17 protein-coding genes are annotated in these 18,116 nt (G+C 44.4%); 6 read left to right on the top strand and 11 right to left on the bottom strand.

Translation table 11 applies throughout. The features are described 5' to 3' along the window. Window positions 1-39 precede the first annotated feature (39 nt). Entirely contained in the window at window positions 40-1,386 is a 1,347-nt protein-coding gene (locus AC07KQ_RS00875) for a replication-associated recombination protein A (RefSeq protein WP_003562821.1), read from the bottom strand. Between the two features lie 180 nt (window positions 1,387-1,566). On the opposite strand from AC07KQ_RS00875, the gene AC07KQ_RS00870 reads away from it, so the two are divergent. Then, a complete protein-coding gene (locus AC07KQ_RS00870) occupies window positions 1,567-1,896 on the top strand; it encodes a hypothetical protein (RefSeq protein ID WP_003562819.1) in 330 nt (109 codons plus the stop codon). A 72-nt stretch (window positions 1,897-1,968) separates the two neighbouring features. Here AC07KQ_RS00870 and AC07KQ_RS00865 read toward each other — a convergent pair whose 3' ends face one another. The 8 genes from AC07KQ_RS00865 to AC07KQ_RS00830 form a co-directional block, all read right to left on the bottom strand. Next, window positions 1,969-2,955 (bottom strand): DUF805 domain-containing protein, encoded by a 987-nt coding sequence (locus AC07KQ_RS00865; RefSeq protein ID WP_003562817.1) that lies wholly within the window; start codon window positions 2,953-2,955, stop codon window positions 1,969-1,971. A 140-nt stretch (window positions 2,956-3,095) separates the two neighbouring features. Beyond that, a complete protein-coding gene (locus AC07KQ_RS00860; protein WP_003659149.1) occupies window positions 3,096-4,556 on the bottom strand; it encodes a helix-turn-helix domain-containing protein in 1,461 nt (486 codons plus the stop codon). Beyond that, window positions 4,553-4,786 carry a hypothetical protein gene (locus tag AC07KQ_RS00855; RefSeq protein WP_003562813.1) on the bottom strand — a complete coding sequence of 78 codons (234 nt, stop codon included), beginning with the start codon at window positions 4,784-4,786 and terminating at the stop codon, window positions 4,553-4,555. Before AC07KQ_RS00855 ends, AC07KQ_RS00860 begins: the two co-directional genes overlap by 4 nt. A gap of 224 nt (window positions 4,787-5,010) precedes the next feature. Beyond that, window positions 5,011-6,090, bottom strand: coding sequence for a WxLIP family cell surface protein (locus tag AC07KQ_RS00850; protein ID WP_003562810.1), 1,080 nt, complete (start codon window positions 6,088-6,090; stop codon window positions 5,011-5,013). Between the two features lie 124 nt (window positions 6,091-6,214). Beyond that, window positions 6,215-6,958: a WxL domain-containing protein gene (locus AC07KQ_RS00845; protein ID WP_003568704.1), complete on the bottom strand. Its 744-nt coding sequence runs from the start codon at window positions 6,956-6,958 to the stop codon at window positions 6,215-6,217. A gap of 151 nt (window positions 6,959-7,109) precedes the next feature. Further along, window positions 7,110-7,883, bottom strand: coding sequence for a WxL domain-containing protein (locus tag AC07KQ_RS00840; RefSeq protein WP_274991030.1), 774 nt, complete (start codon window positions 7,881-7,883; stop codon window positions 7,110-7,112). A 3-nt stretch (window positions 7,884-7,886) separates the two neighbouring features. Beyond that, entirely contained in the window at window positions 7,887-8,246 is a 360-nt protein-coding gene (locus tag AC07KQ_RS00835; protein ID WP_274991031.1) for a cell surface complex protein, read from the bottom strand. 15 nt (window positions 8,247-8,261) lie between these two features. Continuing rightward, window positions 8,262-10,316 (bottom strand): WxL domain-containing protein, encoded by a 2,055-nt coding sequence (locus tag AC07KQ_RS00830; RefSeq protein WP_003562801.1) that lies wholly within the window; start codon window positions 10,314-10,316, stop codon window positions 8,262-8,264. Window positions 10,317-10,659: 343 nt separating this feature from the next. Between AC07KQ_RS00830 and AC07KQ_RS00825 the strand changes: the two genes are divergently transcribed. Beyond that, a complete protein-coding gene (locus AC07KQ_RS00825; RefSeq protein ID WP_003562798.1) occupies window positions 10,660-11,235 on the top strand; it encodes a GNAT family N-acetyltransferase in 576 nt (191 codons plus the stop codon). 254 nt (window positions 11,236-11,489) lie between these two features. On the opposite strand, the gene AC07KQ_RS00820 is transcribed toward AC07KQ_RS00825, so the two are convergent. Beyond that, window positions 11,490-11,786 (bottom strand): hypothetical protein, encoded by a 297-nt coding sequence (locus tag AC07KQ_RS00820; RefSeq protein WP_003562796.1) that lies wholly within the window; start codon window positions 11,784-11,786, stop codon window positions 11,490-11,492. A 192-nt stretch (window positions 11,787-11,978) separates the two neighbouring features. On the opposite strand from AC07KQ_RS00820, the gene AC07KQ_RS00815 reads away from it, so the two are divergent. Both AC07KQ_RS00815 and AC07KQ_RS00810 read left to right on the top strand, forming a co-directional pair. Further along, entirely contained in the window at window positions 11,979-12,953 is a 975-nt protein-coding gene (locus tag AC07KQ_RS00815) for a ring-cleaving dioxygenase (RefSeq protein WP_003562792.1), read from the top strand. Window positions 12,954-13,548: 595 nt separating this feature from the next. After that, window positions 13,549-13,812, top strand: coding sequence for a bacteriocin immunity family protein (locus AC07KQ_RS00810; protein ID WP_003659135.1), 264 nt, complete (start codon window positions 13,549-13,551; stop codon window positions 13,810-13,812). 182 nt (window positions 13,813-13,994) lie between these two features. Here AC07KQ_RS00810 and AC07KQ_RS00805 read toward each other — a convergent pair whose 3' ends face one another. Then, window positions 13,995-14,924 carry a LysR family transcriptional regulator gene (locus AC07KQ_RS00805; RefSeq protein WP_003562790.1) on the bottom strand — a complete coding sequence of 310 codons (930 nt, stop codon included), beginning with the start codon at window positions 14,922-14,924 and terminating at the stop codon, window positions 13,995-13,997. A 119-nt stretch (window positions 14,925-15,043) separates the two neighbouring features. Here AC07KQ_RS00805 and AC07KQ_RS00800 point away from each other — a divergent pair, with 119 nt between their 5' ends. Both AC07KQ_RS00800 and AC07KQ_RS00795 read left to right on the top strand, forming a co-directional pair. Continuing rightward, window positions 15,044-16,387, top strand: coding sequence for a YeeE/YedE family protein (locus tag AC07KQ_RS00800; RefSeq protein WP_003586481.1), 1,344 nt, complete (start codon window positions 15,044-15,046; stop codon window positions 16,385-16,387). After that, window positions 16,380-18,083: an FAD-dependent oxidoreductase gene (locus AC07KQ_RS00795; protein WP_003562788.1), complete on the top strand. Its 1,704-nt coding sequence runs from the start codon at window positions 16,380-16,382 to the stop codon at window positions 18,081-18,083. Before AC07KQ_RS00800 ends, AC07KQ_RS00795 begins: the two co-directional genes overlap by 8 nt. The last annotated feature ends 33 nt before the right edge of the window (window positions 18,084-18,116 follow it).

Raw genomic sequence — 18,116 nt, 5'->3', positions numbered from 1 at the left:
AACGGGTAGTCGGATTGCCGCACACGTAATCGCACAGCATCATGACTTTTTCTTGGTTTTCGGCGAATCGGGGTCAGGGTGTTGCGCATGCCAGGCCTTGATCTGCTCTAGCCGTTCCTTGACCTTGGCTTCGCTGCCTTGAGTCGTGGGATGATAGTACGTTTTGCCGATAAGATTATCCGGCATGGTTTGCATGGTCGTTAGTTTATCTTTTGTGTTGTGAGCATATTGATAGTCCTTACCATAACCCAGATCCTGCATCAAATCCGTTACCCCATTTCGAATCTGAAGTGGAACTGGTTCGGCCAGCGTTTCGGTCGCATCTTTCTTTGCGCCTTCATACGCTGTGTAGAGTGCATTCGATTTCGGTGCAAGTGCCAAATAGGTGACTGCATGTGTGAGATGAACCGTGCACTCAGGCATCCCAATAAATTGACACGCCTGATAAACAGCAATTGTAATCTCCAATGCGCGTGAGTCGGCCATTCCGATATCTTCGCTCGCAAATCGAACTAGCCGCCGAGCGACATACAAGGGGTCTTCCCCTGCTTCCAGCATTCGAGCCAGCCAATAAATGGCCGCATCAACATCGGAATTGCGCATTGATTTGTGTAATGCTGATATTAGATTATAGTGCTCCTCACCATTCTTGTCATACAATAAGGCTTTCTTCGTCAACAACTGGGCCACATCTGCTTGGGTGACCGTTATCACGCCGCCTTTGGTTTCGGCGTTTGTCACCGCCATCTCCAAGGTGTTCAAAGCGATTCGAGCATCCCCGTTAGCAAAATCAGCAATCTGAGCTAAGAGCTTTTTGCCGATCTTAACCTTCTGCAGACCATAACCGCGCGGATCTTTTAACGCTCGCTGTAACAGGTCAACCAATTCAGCACTGGTCAAGCCGTGCAACACGAAAACCCGCGTCCGTGACAAGAGTGCCGCATTGACTTCAAACGAAGGATTCTCGGTTGTCGCACCAATCAGGATAATGCTGCCGCGTTCGACATATGGCAGAAAGGCATCCTGCTGCGCCTTGTTGAAACGATGAATTTCATCAACAAACACAATGGTTTTCTGACCCAGCTCGCGATTCTGTTCAGCCTCTTTCATCACCTGCTTGATTTCTTTAATCCCGCTGGTGACTGCTGAAAATGTCACAAACTGTGCCTTCGTTCGCCGAGCAATGATCCGCGCCAATGTTGTTTTACCGACACCAGGCGGACCCCAGAAAATCATGGAACTAATCTCGTCATGTTCGATAAGATTGCTGAGCACCTTATCCTTCCCTAGCAAATGCGTTTGGCCGACAAACTCATCAAGCGTCTGTGGCCGCATACGACTCGCCAAAGGTTGGAAGTTACCATTTTGAAATAGACTTTGATCCATATGCTCACCTCCGATCAACGTCCAGACTTAATATTAAGCGTTTTCAGGCCGCGGCGCAAACATTCAATTGTTCTATTATTGTGTTACCATCATGATAAGTAAATTAATAACCAAACAGCGCTGCTGAATCACGCGTTTTGGCCACAGTAGCAAAGCACTTTAATCAGGAGGAATCACACCATGACACAAATGCCTTCATCACTACAAGGATTTCCAAAAGGTGAATTCGCAGCTTTTTCAACTGCAAAAATGACCCACTTCTTACCTTACTCACAAGAAACCAGCGCTGACGACTTGAAAGGCTTCTTTGGCGCAAACTACCAATACCTCACCAAAACTCCGATTGGCCGTCTCAAAATTGACATCCCCAACACGGAGCAATTGATTGTACAATACGGTGAGATCATCGCTCGCTTCACCAATGGCAAATTCAAGATCATTGACAGCACCTACTTCCACAAAAACTTCAATGATCCGCTAGTAGATGAGGATGAAAAGGGTATCTATTAGCCAACGTTACGAGACCTTTACTTCATTAAAAAATGCAGCCGCGGCTGCATTTTTTTATACATTGAGTGGTGCTTATGCCTCATCGTCACGGAACTTGGTTGGCAGAGCAAAAATGACAATTTGGACGATGACAAGAAGTAAAGCAATTAGGCTTAACGGCACATTACCCGCATTTCGATCAAGAGCTGATAGAAATGCTGATACAACATTGAACGCAATCAACCACCATGGACTAACGCCGGCATCTTTGAATCGTCGCCAACCAACTGTCAATGCTGGCAAAGCTAACATTGACCATGCATAAATAATGGCAAAAATAATGAACCCAATGATGATCGCCCCAGTACCAAGTGAATTGACAAGATGGTCAACATTTTGGCTATTAAATCCGCTGACTGCCGCGCCACCAATAATAATTGACATAATTGAGAAGAGCATAAACAAAAAAGTAGGGATAATGATAATCACGCTAAACAGAATGCTCCACCAATATTGACTGCGACTGGACTCACCAGTAAAGTCACCACCGCGGATGAAGAAATCCTTAACCGCCGTGCCAAAACCAACACCAATCGAACCGCGCGTGTTAGGTTGAGCCGGAAACGGCACGACTTCCTGTTCTCTACTTGGAAGCAATAGAATGACCAAGTTAGCAATGCCGCCAATTAAAGGAAACAGAAGTGCTAACCACCAACTCATGCCGCTAACCGCTAGTAACGGGCCGATAAAACTAATGATAATAATACCCAGATACCACCACGGACTAACTTTGGCGTCACGATAACGGCGAATCGTTAAGCTCAATTGTGGATAGCCAAGATACCCAAAGATTGAAAATGCCAACGTTGTCAGCGTGAACATGATATTGCTGCCTAACGAATGACTATCCATGAGAGAAAATGGAATCGCAATGCCGAACAGAACACCAGCAGCCAACCCTAATAAAAATTGGGCAAGGAAAAGCCACCAATACTGTGGTCGTGAACTAACACCCTTAAAGTCACCGGCCCGAAAGAAAAAGTCCTTAATAGCCGGCCCAAAATCGTTTTCTCTTTTCATCGTGCCTCGCCTCCAAGTATTTGTTAAGGCGAGTATACCATTTGCGGTCATCTCACCAAAACTTTATAACCTTCATAAACTTAAGAATTTTATGCACTGGCTTCGGCATGCCACTGAACAGGTTGATCACACTGCTCTCATCATGCCTTTTTCACCGTGCGATCGGCTAGCCGCAAATCCAGCAGTTCTTCAATGACATTCTCCCAATCTTCTGGTCGCGGCGGTGACAGCCAGATGACTTTTGAAATGTCCGTATCATGATAAGCATTGACCAAATCCGTGATAATCAATTTAGTTTCTGGCCGGACTTCGTTGGTCACCTTGACGTTCAATGTTGAAAAGTACTTGATGTCGCGTTCAATAATGGTGTTGTACTCCTTGCCCAGCGTGAAATCAACACAGACATAAAGTGGCTCCAGCACCTTGTTCAAAGGCACATTGGCTGCCAAGGTCAACAGACAATGGTAAAACATAAACTTCGACTGATTCCTATCCAACTTAACCGACCGCGCCTGGACAAATTGCTGACAATAGTCAAAGAATTCGGGATACATTCTAAAGAAGTAACTGACTTCAATATGATCATCAAAGAATTCACTCCTAAACGGCAAGGCCAGCACATCAATCAAACACTTGTTGACAACGTATTCGATATTGGCCTTCTCAGACAATGTCAACTGTACATCAAAATTGGCTTCAAACCCTTGAATGAAAGCGCGGCCGTGCTGTTTGATTGTATCGGGAAAAACGATCTCCTCCGACGTAATAATGCCAATAATAGCAAGGAACGTCCCAAAATAATCGCACTCGCTGTCAATCGTCTGGTCGCTTGCGGTAAAATGCGCCTGATAAATCGCAATAACCCGTTTTCTGGTTTCCAGCGTGCGCTCGCGAATATTGCGCACCAAATCAACAATTTCCGGTGATGTGGCAATGACATGCCCTTGCTGGAATCTAACCAAACTGATCAAAAAATACGCTTTAGTCTCGATGAGCTGACTCATTGACGGCGTTGCTTCTGTCATCTTCAGCAACTGCAAAAGCTCATGCAGCGTACTGCGGACATTATCATCAAACCCGGTTTCATCAATATGCGCAACCACCATGATTTTGGTCAAAAGCAGTCTAATCGCCAATTCATCGCCAGTCAGCTTGCCATCATTACTCAGCACAATGCCCCAACTTTTGAGCGTATCCCGCAGGGCCGTATACCGTTTGTACATAAAGGCATAACTACCAAAGTGTTCCTCAGCAAATTCGGTCAGATTAAATGCTGGTGGTTCGTGCATCAGCGTCATCAAGATCTTAATTTGAAGTGACTGCTTTAGATAATGTTCCAAAAAAACCGATGCATTCGTATTGTGATATTCATGCAAGATAACGGTAGTGTTCGTCACTTCGATCGCAAAAAAATCACTCAAGTCGAATGCTGCAATATCTTCAGCAATCTCTTTGGTCTGGCGTTTAAAAAGATAATATGAAATCTGCAATTTATCTTGCAACTCGCTGTTCTTCAATTTGCGATTCGGATGCTGATCAAGATAATACAGTAACTGAAGTTTCTTTTGATCGTTCTTTTCCATCAGTTCAAGTAATTTCACAAAATCCACCTTGTTTTTGAGATCGTACCTGTACGTGCCAGCAATGTTTTCCCAGCAAAACGGTAAGCAATATTGGCCAAATATGCCTGTTGTTGCGTTGTTTTCCCACTTTGTTTGTACCTGTCCACATCAAAAATTCGCACACTTTGGTCATCGGCAGTAAACATGTCCGATAACCAAATGTGCAAATTTTGTTGGGCTGCTTTTTCTTCCGCTTCAGTGTCCTTCACGAATTCTCATATTCCTTCTTAGTCAATCTAGTGTCACGACAATGTTGGTGCATCCCATGCGGACCTAGGTTCGACACAAGATACCGTTTCAAGATGACTGTTCCAATTCGCCAACGTCTCAATGTTGCCATTGATTCATTCGCAGCCCTGTCCATTAGTTTTATCGACTAATTTAATCACTGAATACTTACGAATATTGTACCATTATTCTTATTCATCCTTGATCAGGACGCTTGCTCCTTCTTCTTTCGTTTGAAAACAATGACGAGTAGAAGCGCCACAATCATGATCAGTACAGCGACAACAGTAATGAGTGCATACAATTGCCAGCTATTATCTTTTTTAATCGAGACATCTTTTTGATTCAGATTTTTGGCCACTTTATCGGTAATCGTGAATTGCTTTGTCAGCGTCCAGTGATCATGGTAATGCTGTTTGCCATCAGCTGTTTTACGAGTCATCCCGCCATCTGCCTGCTGATTGCCATACACCTCAAGATGAGCAACATACGTACCTGGCTTAAGCGTCTTGCCTTCTAACGCAATTGGAAAATCGAAGGTCGTGTCTGGCGCCATTTGCAAGCCTTCTTTAGCCACTTGATAGACAGATTTATCCGAACCTTTAGCCGTAATTTTGGCATCAACCGCCACTTTGTTGACGAACGTCGCGGCATCGTTTTCCATGGATGCCAAGATCACATTGCGGTAATTGATCTGACTCGGCTTAACATCATTCAATTTCACATGAGCCGCTACCTGATCAGTACTTTGTTGCATCAATAAGCCAATCACGTACGAGAAGCGATTGTTGATGGCAACCCCTTTACCTGCATCTTTTGCAGCTTGATCGCCTGGCTGATGTTCCTTCAAGGTAATGCCGCCTGCCATCACGCCATGGAGTGGTTTGCTTGGCATGGTCACATCAAGACTTAAAACCGTGCTGCCTTTAGCGGGAATCTTGACCTGAGCTGGCGTTTTGACATAATCCTTCATGTTAAAGGCAAGGCTTTTCGCTGGCTTGATGGCATTTTGACCGTATTCAACCACGCCGTTAATATTCGTCGTTGCACTGGCAATGCCAACATCCACAGCCACCTCTTTTTCTGTATCGTTTCGCAAGTCAACATGCAGGGCCTGCTTAGCACCCTGATCCATTTTGATGTCAAAATAGCTAACACCTTTATTGACCTGATTGTCCGGCATCTGGGCCTTGGCCGCAAAGTTCAATTCTGAGGCAAAAACATGGGCTGCAGGGGTCATCAACATGGCAACAAACGCTGCTATACAGAAAATTGTTTTTTTCACAAAGGATCTCCTTGTCTTTTAAGATGTGATCGGTCATGTCTATTCAAGTTGGAACTAGATGCTAGAAAATGTATGTGCGCTAACGGAAACCAATTGCGTCCAACATTTTCGGAGAATCATGAGCTTACTTGTTATCTGGTGTATCCGTTAAAGTCCAGGTGAATGTTGTCGCATACTTTTCAGCGTATTTCGTCGTGGCGCCCGGGACGGTCAATTCAACGCTGCGTGCCGCATCATCGGCATCTTTGCCCCAGTTCAATAGGTGCGTGCCAGTACCTGACCCAGTTTTAGCGTTCATCACCGTTTGCTCTGCGCCTGGGACCAAGGTCATCTCGGCTGTACCATCAGGGTGTGCTGCGGTGGAGGCGGTGACCACATGCCCATTCTTAAGCCGAATTTGTGCACCAGTTAATTCTTTCCCGCTAACGGACGTGAGTTGGTCATTTTGCTTCACAACTAATTTCCAACCGGCTTCGGTGCCGCGATTATCGGTGACCTGAACAAAGTTGGGTCCCACTTTTTCCGTACCTGCAGCATCTTGATATTTTTGTGCTGCTGCAAAGTAAGTCTTGGTTTCAGAAGTGATTTCTTGCTTGCCAAAATTGAAGCTGGAAGCAAAATCAATCGACAATGGGCCTTGTGTCCCTGGTTGAACAACCTTCTTCGGATCCTCCGCATCAATTGGGGTGGCCGTTTTAGTTGGATCAAGCGGATCGACTGGTTTTGTCACTTTTTCTGTTGGCTTAAATTCGATTGAACCGTTCGTGCTGTACACACCACCATTAGTTTGGGCAGCGAGTACGGTCGTGGCATTGACGGCCATGGTACCCATGGCTGCAGCGGCTGCTAATAAAACAAATTTTTTCATCATAACACTCCATTTTTTAGTTTTCATCGTGCATCTTTGTCAGGTGCCAGCAATCTTTGTTGTCAGTGATGACGCTATGCGAAGCTAATGATCTTTGTCAGTTTGCTGCTTTGGTGCTAAGTTCCCCCGAATCACTGTTCCACGTTGATCTTTAACTTTTTGGTGACGGTGTTGTGTTGGTTGGCGTTGATTCTAACGTCCAGGTCAATTCGGTGACATATTCCTTGGCCATCTTCGGCGAAGTTCCAGGAACCGCCAACTCAATTGACTTGGCCATCGTCTGTTCATCCCCGAATCGATAAATCCAAGTGCCCATGCCCTGATCTTTAGCAGCCGCAAGCGGTGCGACCTCAGCACTGCCTGGCACAAGCGTGATTTCCTTTTGACCAGTCGGCGCATACTGCTGATCAATTGTTGATGTCACATCTCCATTCAAGAACTTCAACTGAGCACCGGTTAATTCCTTAGTGTCATCATCTTTAACTGAAAATTGTTTTTCTTGCTTCACTTTCAATGTCCAACCTTCAAACGTCCCGCGCTTGTCGGTCACCTGAACAAAGTTAGGACGATCCACGGTCTTGCCGTCATCCTGTGAGAAAACTTGCGGCTTCGCATAGTACTTAGCATCATCAGCGCTAATCATTGCTTCGCCAAAAGTAAAACTGGAAGCATAGTCCAAGGATAGTGGTCCGGTGGTACCATTGGTTGCCGTGCCAGTTGGGTTGGTCGGATTAGTCGGCTTACCTGGCTTGGCGTCGCCTGGATCAAGCGGATTCTTTGCTGGTGTCCGGGTGACATCGGTTTTAAACATCACCTGACCGTCTGATACAACTTCAGTCGTTGCCCCAACCATTGAGGCTGGCATGCTGCTGAGACCAATCAGGGTTAACCCTGCCAGTGATGCCACTAGATAACTTTTTTTCATTTTTTAATTTTCCTCTTCCTTGTCTTTTCCATTTCGTTTGAGAATCAAAAGCAATGTGATAATGAGTATCGTCAACAAGCCAGCCATGCTGCAAAGCCAAACTTGCGTTGTACCAAGCCGTGGCATGAAGCCAAATTGATCTGCATTCGTTGTTTGCGCATCAGACCTGTCTTTCGCGCCATCAGTTTGCCCTGTCCCTGCTTTTTTAGCCTGACTGTCAGTACTAGCGGATGACGGTGATTCGTAAAAGCCAACTTCAGCGCCTGAGGTATAGCCATCCCCTGCTTCGGCTGCATCAACCCGTGAAAACGGGTTGCAGGCGAAGCCCAATAAGAGGACAGTCAGTAAAATCATTTTTTTCATTTCATTCTGTCCTCCTTAATTAGCCGGCACATCTTGTAGCGACCATTCTACTTTTCCCGAGAAAGTGCCCAGTTTTTGTTTCTCAACTGGAATCGTCAACTTAAACCCACGGGCACTGCTGTCAATCGTTTGATTCCACTCACTGCTGACATCGCGTTGATCAACATCAGCTGTTTCTTCAACTAAGATGCTCTGGTCAGACAGAATCTGTTCCTGCCCTGTTTGACTGATATAACTCATGTTGCCAGTCACATCGATCTCACCATTTTTGAATGGTTGAATCACTTTCATCGATAGCCGAGACTGTTTTTTGGCAATCTTTCGACTGTCCTCAATTAACAATTTCCCACGAATCTGCGGTCGCACAACCTGAGTCTCACCGCTAATGAGCAAGGTGCCAAAATCAAAGTCAGGCACTTCCACCAGTTTTAATGCGCCCGACTGTTTGTCTTTCTCATCTGGCTTCGGTTGATCCGGCGGCTTCACATCTGGAGACGTTGCTTTAAATGGTGAGCCATTGCGGGTAAACCTCAAGGCTGTGCTCTTTTGAATGCGATTCGCCGCCGATTTGTCTAACTTGGTTGGCGTACGTTCAACTTTCTTGCCATTCAGTTGCCAATCGGAATCATCTGATTGGGTTTCTAACAACTGATTATCGGCATAAATGTCATAACCTTTTGTCTCGGCACTGAACGGGGCAAAAATCAGATTCGCGGACTTTCCTGCCGTTAAACCAGTGGGACTTTTAGTACCGTGATCACCAGACCCGAACGATAACTCGTCGGCATTGTCAATCTTGATCGTGCCATCTCCTGAGTGGAAGAAATCACCGCGAAGGTTTTTTAAGTCCGCCTTGGCGCCGGGTCCAAGATTGATGCTTGATGCTTTCGTAAATGGCGTGGCTTTGGTTGTTTGGATCAACAACTGCCCATTCTTTTGGACATCTACCACTAAATCGTCATGGTGATACATGAGGGCACCGTCATTTTTGTCCGTCAGGTAAGCATCCAGAACTGCATCTTCACCAATTGTGATGCGATTGTTGTGATGAGCGAGCCCATCGGTGTAAACCAGAGCATTACTGCTCACAACTTTCAGACGAGCGCGCTTCTTCAATTCCAAGTTCAGCGATCCGGCTGATGCCCAGAATGTTCCGAGCAACGGATTGTCCGCCATTTCAATCGTGGTATCCGAATCTTCTTCAAAAAGGTAATTCGTCGCTTCAGCAAATTCCTGAACTAACGCGCCTTTTTTCATCGTATAAAATGTATTCTTACCTTTGAAAACGATCTGGTTGCTTGGCTTGCGGATATGGAATGGTTGGGCGCCGCGATCAGAATAGTAATCAACATTTTCAACGATGATCTTGCTGTTTTCAGTGTGATTGTCGGCTGGTGCGATTCCATAGTAGTTATTGGCTGATTCAGCGACATTACGATCACCGATTTTCAAGTTCTTAAAGGTGATGCTAATGTTACTGGCGTTAAAGTAGATGCCGCGATGCCAGCTTTCGCCACTGTTGTACATGTACGTATACTTGTGATCACCATCGATCGTGACTGAGTTTTTCACGGGAATCGCTTCGCGGCCAATATTGATGTCAGCCGTTAATCGCACATAAGGAATCCCTTTCTCAATCGCTTCTTTTAACTCGGCGGTTGTTTTCACCGGGCATGGATGATCTTGATCAAACACTGGCGCTGCACCAGATCGCAACCGACTATCTTCAATTGATCTTTTTGATCTGGCCGCAGTTGGCGGTTCTGGTTTGGCCGCCGATACTGCGACACTAGCAGATGCAACAGCTTCTTTTGAAGAACTTGCCGACGATTCTTTGGCTTGCGTCGGTTTTTCGACACTGGCAGATGCTTTGGCACTTGATGCGGTCGCCTGTGTCGTTTTCTGCTGACTGGTACTAGGCTGAGATGTCTTACTTGAATCAAGGATACTTTCAGCGCCAGACACTAAACTGTCAGTCGCTGAGGTTGAAGACTCGCTTGGCATGAGCGATTTAGCAAGTTGCGTGCTCGCGCTTGAGACAAGCGGCTGTAACAACATCAACCCAGACAAAAGCCAAAAAAAAGCTGCTTCATTCGTATCACTCCCCCTTCTCAATGTTATTGATTATATAAGCGAGTTCTATATTCTGTCATTTTTTCTTTTTATTTGAATCATGAAAAAATAAAAAATGATTTGTGTAAATCCTCACACAATCACTTTTTGGCCACTTCTCAAATGACCATCAATAACCACTAAGGGCATCGTGTCTTGACAGATGGTCTGATATCTCAAAAATGAAATCAGCGTTTTTTAATAATCGCAGCGTCAACGGATTGTTCGCCATTAGGCTCAAAGCACGCATGTTGCGCAATCTATGGTAAGCTAACGTCATCACCATCACGGAGGCTATAACATGCAAAGTTTTGAGAAGTACCATCCAATCATGTCCGTGCATTACACCATGGACTGGTTGACGACATTTAAAATCAAGGATATTTTCCAGTTACGCGCCGATCGGCAAATTGCCGCAGAATCAGGCCGTGGATTCGATCAAAAAATCACCGACACGGCCCGCTACATCAATCGTTCCATGCGCCTCGTCATGAGTAACAACGCCTTGTTATACGGGATCAAGGATCGTGCCAATGGTGATTTTCTTGGCAGTTTCTGTATTTGGAACTTCAGTGAAAAGAAAACCGTTGCCCAAGTACGCTTCGAAACCTTGGCCGAGCATCAAGGTGAAGGCGTTATGAGTGAAGTCCTCAAACGGATGCTTGGCTTTGCCTTCTTTGAATTAGGTCTCAAACGGGTTTATGTCATTTTGCCAGCCACCAACGAACGAGCAGCGAAATTGTTAGCCGCCAACGTCTTCACACAGGTCGGTGATTATCACCACGACCGCACTTTACCGGATGGCACCAAAGTTCCACTGGCGCGCTTTGAATTGTCGGCTGATGCTGTTGCCGATAATGACGCCTTTCATTTTTAATCAGCGCACCATAACGCGCTCGCCATTGCAGAAACCTACAGGTGATGTCCTTGAAGCTAATTGACCAAGCCTGGGTCATTTGGCTTCAAGTCCCCTATGTTCCGACTTCCAAACACGCCTGCTCGCGCTCAAAAAAAGATCTTTGTACAGAACGCCACACGCGTCCGTACAAAGATCTTTTTCGTTGTTTTAATGCTCATTTGCTCAACATACTTGGCTGCCGACTGACACCCAGTCTTGGCACGCGCCTATCGTTAGACCATTGGCGCCGGAAACAAGGTCATCATCACGAGCAAATACCCCGCCAACGCCGGAATCGCAATTAAGGTGCCCATCAAGCGGCTAAAACCATGTGACGCACCAAGTAATCGCAAGCCTTCAACAATCGCATCCATGATGAAGAAAGCCCCGGCAATGGCCGCGAACAAAGCACCAGTCATGACACTCAATCGAAACATGACCACACTAGCCACAATTGCCATGACGGCTACCAAAATCTCCATCTTCATCAATCGTTTATACTCTGCAGGATTATCCAAGAAATTAAACATCGCTGGCACGCGCTCCTTTTGGTCTGACAAGTCTTCAATGTCGAGAGCATACCACGCCTGCCAGGACCATTAGCCTCAGAGCCAAGAATTTTGAAAAGACCTTAAGCACTTTAACGAAAACGCAACCCTTGTCTTTTCACAAGAGACGTGGTACCTTATACTTACTAAATGTAAGTATAAGGAGCACTGACCATGGCTAATCAACTCACTGGATTGCATCACTTGACCGCCATCACCTCAAGTTCACCAAGGATTTTTCATTTTATGAGCGGTATTTTGGGCCTGCATCTTATCAAGAAGACTGTCAATCAGGACGATGTGCGAACCTATCACCTGTATTTCACCGATGATATGGGCACTGCTGGGACAGACATCACCTTTTTCGACTTTCCGGGGATTCAAAAAGCTCAGCATGGTAATAATGAGATCGCGCGTACCAGCTTTCGCGTTCCGTCTGATGCCGCGCTGACCTATTGGACCGATCGCTTTGATACGTATCGGGTGCATCACGATGCGATTGACGACTTATTCGGCGCGAAGATCCTCCGCTTCCATGATTTTGACGGTCAACAGTATCAACTCATCAGTGACGAGCATAACCATGGTGTTCCAGCAGGCACGCCTTGGCGCCATTCAACCGTTGACCCGCAATTTGCGATCGGCGGCCTTGGCCCAGCGTACATCACCACCGACCACTACGACGAACTGGTCGGTGTCATGACCGATCTGCTTGGCTTCAAGCAAATCGCCAAAGACGGTCAATATACCTTGCTTGAACTCAATGACGGCGGCCACGGTGCGCAAGTCATTATCGACTATCAACGGTTGATTCCAGCCGCTTATCAAGGCTTCGGCGGCGTTCATCACCTTGCTTTCCGCACCGATGATCGCGACAGCCTCCAGCATTGGATCGAAAAAATCGGTGCTGCTGGTTTGAACTCGTCAGGCTTCGTTGATCGCTTCTACTTCGCCTCCGAATACTTCCGACCAATTCCAGACATTCTGTTTGAAATTGCGACAGATGGTCCAGGCTTTCTACTAGATGAAACCTACGAAGAAGCCGGTGTTCACCTCGAATTACCACCATTCTTGGAAGATCAGCGCGAGGCAATCGAACGGAATTTGGTGCCATTTAACACGGAACCGCAGACGGCGGGGAAGGCATAGTTATTTAGTCCGAGTGTTCTAGTTCGGTGGCTGAATTGACGGCTCAGTTTTTAAAAACCTTGGGGTCCACAATATCTTGTAAATAAGCCTTACCTGCTAAGATCCTGTCAGAACTTGAATAATTTCTGACAGGATCTTTTTTACTTCGCGTCAACCGTTGTGTATAAGCATATTGGTTTACTGTCATGAAGCTACTGCTTGCTGTCGCCAAAAACCGGGTTAATCAATGACATTTGATTTCTTCTGTTCTCGATAAGGAAGGAATGATTTGACAGCTCCAGAGTCAACCTAACTTGTAAGGACGCGTTAGATAAGAAATAGCTTTAGAGTGACCATGGTGAAAATGTCTTTTATTCTTAAGCTTAAAGTAAAAACAGAGACCATCATATGACGTGGGATAGAAAGCCAAAGAAAAGATGAGATAATTGATTTCACATCAATGCTGATAGTAAAATAGAGCAATTATCGGAACACCTTTGAAGTTTAATAGTTTTTATGAAGTGTTAACCAAAGAGCATAAGTCTTTCACCATAAATAAACACCCTGAAACTCTCGAACGGTTTTTTCGTGCAATGACGAGAAAGAAATTGTCAAAATGAAAAGCAAAAAATCAATTTTAAGTCAACTTCCTGAACTCATCGCAGATCCTACTACAACTGGATCTGAACTAGAAATCTTGAAACACGCTGAAACTCGACGACAAAAGGGTGATAACGAGGAAGGAATCGCCTTCGAAATTAGAACAGGACTGCAACCCTTAGCTATTGGACAAAAACTGTCTCCAAAGGTTGTAGATTTTCTCACTGAAATTGCGGCTCAGTACTTGGGGATGGGAAGTAGAGGAAACATCATATTCTGACTAAATATTGGTATGCCCCATTACAGAGTGTTTTTTTAAAGTAGTAACATATTCAGTCTTACTTGTTCTCGCTGCTAGAAAGAAGAAGTAAAAACCTGATCCGCTGGCGTTAAGTGGATTCCTCATTGCTTGTTAAAAATATAACATCATTGAAAAAGGAAACCTATCAAGATTTAGCATACTCAATCTTGATAAAGATCTTGAAGCAGCTTACTTAATTCGGTCTCATCAATCAATTGTTTAACTTTGTCTCCCATACCTGAGTCACGGCGATATGCCATCACAACCTTAACCGAGAGTTGATTTAAAGGTACTTTGATGATATTGCATCTTGTTGCATCGAAATGGCGATGTAAACAATATTGTGGTACAAAAGTACATCCTAGTCCATGATAGGCCAAATTTGCAGCTGTTTGAATGAAACGGACATTAAAAATGGTCTTTGGTCGAATTCTCTGTTCATCAAAGAAAACATCTAGTTGCCTCATAAAACCCGATCCTGAATCTAATGTAATGTAATCAACTTGACGAAACCGAGGTGCCTTAACTGGTAATGTCAGAATTTCTCGGCGTCCTGAAGTAAAAAGTGGCGAACTATCATTGACCAATAAATAGACTGGCAATTCGCAAATAGCATGATACATAATCTCATTCGAAAATATTGGCAATAGCCTTAACTGAGCATCAATTCGCCCAGTTAACAATAAATCTCCTAATTCACTGGAAATTCCTTCGGTAAATGCTATTTGACTTTCCGAATGAACTTGATGGTACCGATAGAGTAGTGGCGGTGCAACATTTGTTGACATCGACTGATTGATCCCAAGTCGTAAATGAGTCACATCTGCCATCTTTTCAAGATCGTGCATTAATTTATTGTACTGATTATTTAATTGTTCTAAGGCGCGAACATATTGGACTCCCATTGAGGTTAACGCGATCGGTCTCCTACTACGATCTAGCAAATGATATCCTAACTGGCGTTCGTTTTCGGTGACAAATCGACTAAGATACGGTTGTGAGATATATAATCGCTTAGCCGCAGCCGTCACACTACCGGCAGAAATAATAGTACGCAAATAGGTCAAAAGTTGTGTTGTATCTTTCACCATGGCTACCCCCCAAAAAAGCGCTATACCCTACAAGTTATACTAGTGGAATTGAATAAGTATTTCAATTATTTTGTGAAATATTATACAGTTCACTTGTAAACAGAAATGGAGGGGTGTTCATGATATCAATGGGATTTGATCGTTATGGTCTAGATAAGAGACAACCAATTGTTGGCTTTATTGTGCTTATATTAACAATTGTTTGGGCAATTACATTAAATCAAAAAGCGGGATCACTACCAATGGCTCTGGTTGCTGGGTTAATGATTGGTTATACTCTGACTCGCTCACGATATGGTTTTGCTGGAGGTGTCAAGCGAATCTTTTATCGAGGAGAAGGAAGTCTAACAATTGCGTTGCTGGTTATGCTGGCAACAACCGCACTCATTAATTTTGGTATCCAATGGTTCGCAGCAAGTAATGGTGCTATACCAGCATGGGAAATTACCAGTGCCAAACAAGCTTTAATCCCTGGCACGCAAAATGTTCGAATTGGAAATATTTCAGTCATCATTGGTGCTTTCCTTTTCGGCATGGGTATGATTATGGCTGGCGGTTGTGCTTCTGGAACGCTATCCGACTTCGGTGAAGGCGAAGGCCACGCTTGGATTGCTTTTCCTTTTTTTGTTCTATTCGCTGCACCCGGCCAATATTTTGGATATATTCTTGATAATACAACTATTGGCAAAATCGGGGTTAATGTTTGGCTACCACAATACATTGGTTACTGGGGAGCACTTTTACTGACAATAGCGATTCTCTTTGTCCTTTACCTCATAACGAAATATTATGAAAATAAAAAAAAGGCAGCTGGAGCTTGGCTAAGTCCAAAGTCAGACTGGGCAGACTATGAAAAGCCAATACCACTTGATGAAAAACACCACTTCAAATGGTGGTCTTGGACAACTTACCATAAATTATTTATCGAACGATGGTCTTTTTTGACTGGTGGCATCGGCATTACCCTTGTCGCAAGTTTCATCATGATTACCACAAACAAAGCTTGGGGTGTTACAACTCCCTTCGTCACTCTTGATCAAAAAATTTTCCAATTATTTGGCATGCAGTTCCACTCGCCAGCTTTCGATGAAACAGCAAAAGCTATGAGCGGTCCACTACTTATGGATGGCGGAACAATTCGTAACATTGGCATTGTGTTGGGAGCATTAATTGCATTCTTAATGGCAGGTCGGTTTAAAGCCAATCTCAAAATGACTTGGGCAGACTTTAGCGGCTATGCATTCGGTGGTGCGTTCATGGGACTAGGCTCACGTATGGCGCGTGGTTGCAATATTGGAGCACTTTACTCTTCCATCACCAACTTTTCATTGCACGGATATATCTTTATGTTTTTCCTTGTTTTAGGGGCAGCCTTTGCAATCAAGCTATTCCAAGGAAAGCTTGATTTATGCCCTATGTACATGCCAAAGAAAGTCCTTAAGGAGGATATTACCTATGAGTAAAAAAATTATTGTTGTCGGTGGTGTTGCAGGTGGTGCTTCAGTAGCTGCACGAGCCCGAAGACTAGATGAATCAGCAAAAATTATCATGTATGAAAAAGGCCCAAATGTATCCTTTTCCAATTGTGCATTACCATATCACCTATCAGGTATGATTCCAAATGCCGATGACATTGTGCTAATGGACCCTGTTCAGTTCAAGCGTCAATATAATATTGATGCCATTGTTAACCACGAAGTTATCTCAATTGATGCTGTAAATCGGGCTGTGACAATTAAGAATATGCAAACCGGTGAAACTGCAATCGATCACTATGATGATTTGTTTTTATCCCCAGGTGCAGTGCCAATTTTACCAAAATCAATTAAGGGTATTGATGGATCCAATGTTTTCACGATTCGTAATGTTGACGACATAAAAGCCTTAGGCGATGTTCTTAAAAAGTGCAGTATCTCCAACATCTCAGTTATCGGTGGTGGCTTTATCGGTGTGGAAACTGCCGAGAATTTAGTGAAGGGTGGTTATCACGTTAACTTAGTTGAAGGCGCAGATCACATCTTGGCAACAATTGATCAAGATATGGCACAGGTGGTTCAAAAAACAATACTAGATAACAAGGTCAACCTAATTGTCCGCGATACATTGACTGCCATCGGAAAACACAGCATTACACTAGCTTCCGGACAGGAATTGCCCAGTGACATAGTTATCATGGCAATTGGTGTCAAGGCTGATACTACACTGGCACGAAAAAGTGGCATTAAACTTGGTAAAACAGGCAGTATTCAAGTTAACCAATCATTTCAAACCAATTTGCCACATGTTTATGCTGTGGGCGACGCAATTGAAGTTTACAGTCGCCTTCTACGCCGACCGACTCGACTAAATCTAGCTTTTCCTGCCCAGCTTCAAGCTCGTCAGGCTGTAGACCACGCTTATGGCCGGCAAATTCGTAATCGCGGTGTCATTGGATCACAATGTTTACCCGTCTTCAATACGAACGTTGCCTCCACCGGACTAACTGCACAACAATGCCAAGATGCAGAAATCGATTTTCGTTCCGCAATGGTAATTCCCAAAGATAAGGTAGCGCTTATTCCAGGTGCAAAACCACTATATATGAAACTAATTTTTGCTTATCCATCTGGTGAAATTTTAGGGGCACAAGCAATCGGAGAGAGCTCCGTAGATAAGCAAATCGATATTATTGCTACAGCAATTACCAACCACAATTATGTCGAAGATTTAGAAACATTAGAGTTGTGCTATCAACCAACTTTCAGTACAGCCAAGAATGCTGTCAATATGGCAGGACTAGTTGCCACTAACATCTTAAACGATGAGTTTAAACAGGTGATGGTCACAGATGTTAGGTCACTTGTTGAAGCTGGGGCCACCATCATCGATGTCCGTGAGCCTGATGAATACGCGGAAGGTCATATCATCGGGGCAAAGAACATTCCAATGAGCGTATTTCGAGACCATCTCAAGGAAATTCCCAAGGATCGTCCCGTTTACATTCATTGTCTGAGTGGACAGCGCAGTTACAACGTTGCCCGTGCGCTGGGTAATCGTGGATACCACAATATTTACAATATCGCGGGTTCTTTCTTAGACCTTTGTGAATTCGAATATTTCGAAGATCAAACTCAGAATCGTAGACCAATTGTTACAAATTACCGCTTTGACTTACTTTAGAAGAAAAGTTAGATGTCTAGGCTTAGACGGTCT

The sequence above is a fragment of the Lacticaseibacillus sp. YLM2-1 genome, assembly GCF_056583465.1.
Note: the sequence above shows the minus strand (reverse complement) of the source record. Positions and strands in the feature narration are given on the sequence as shown.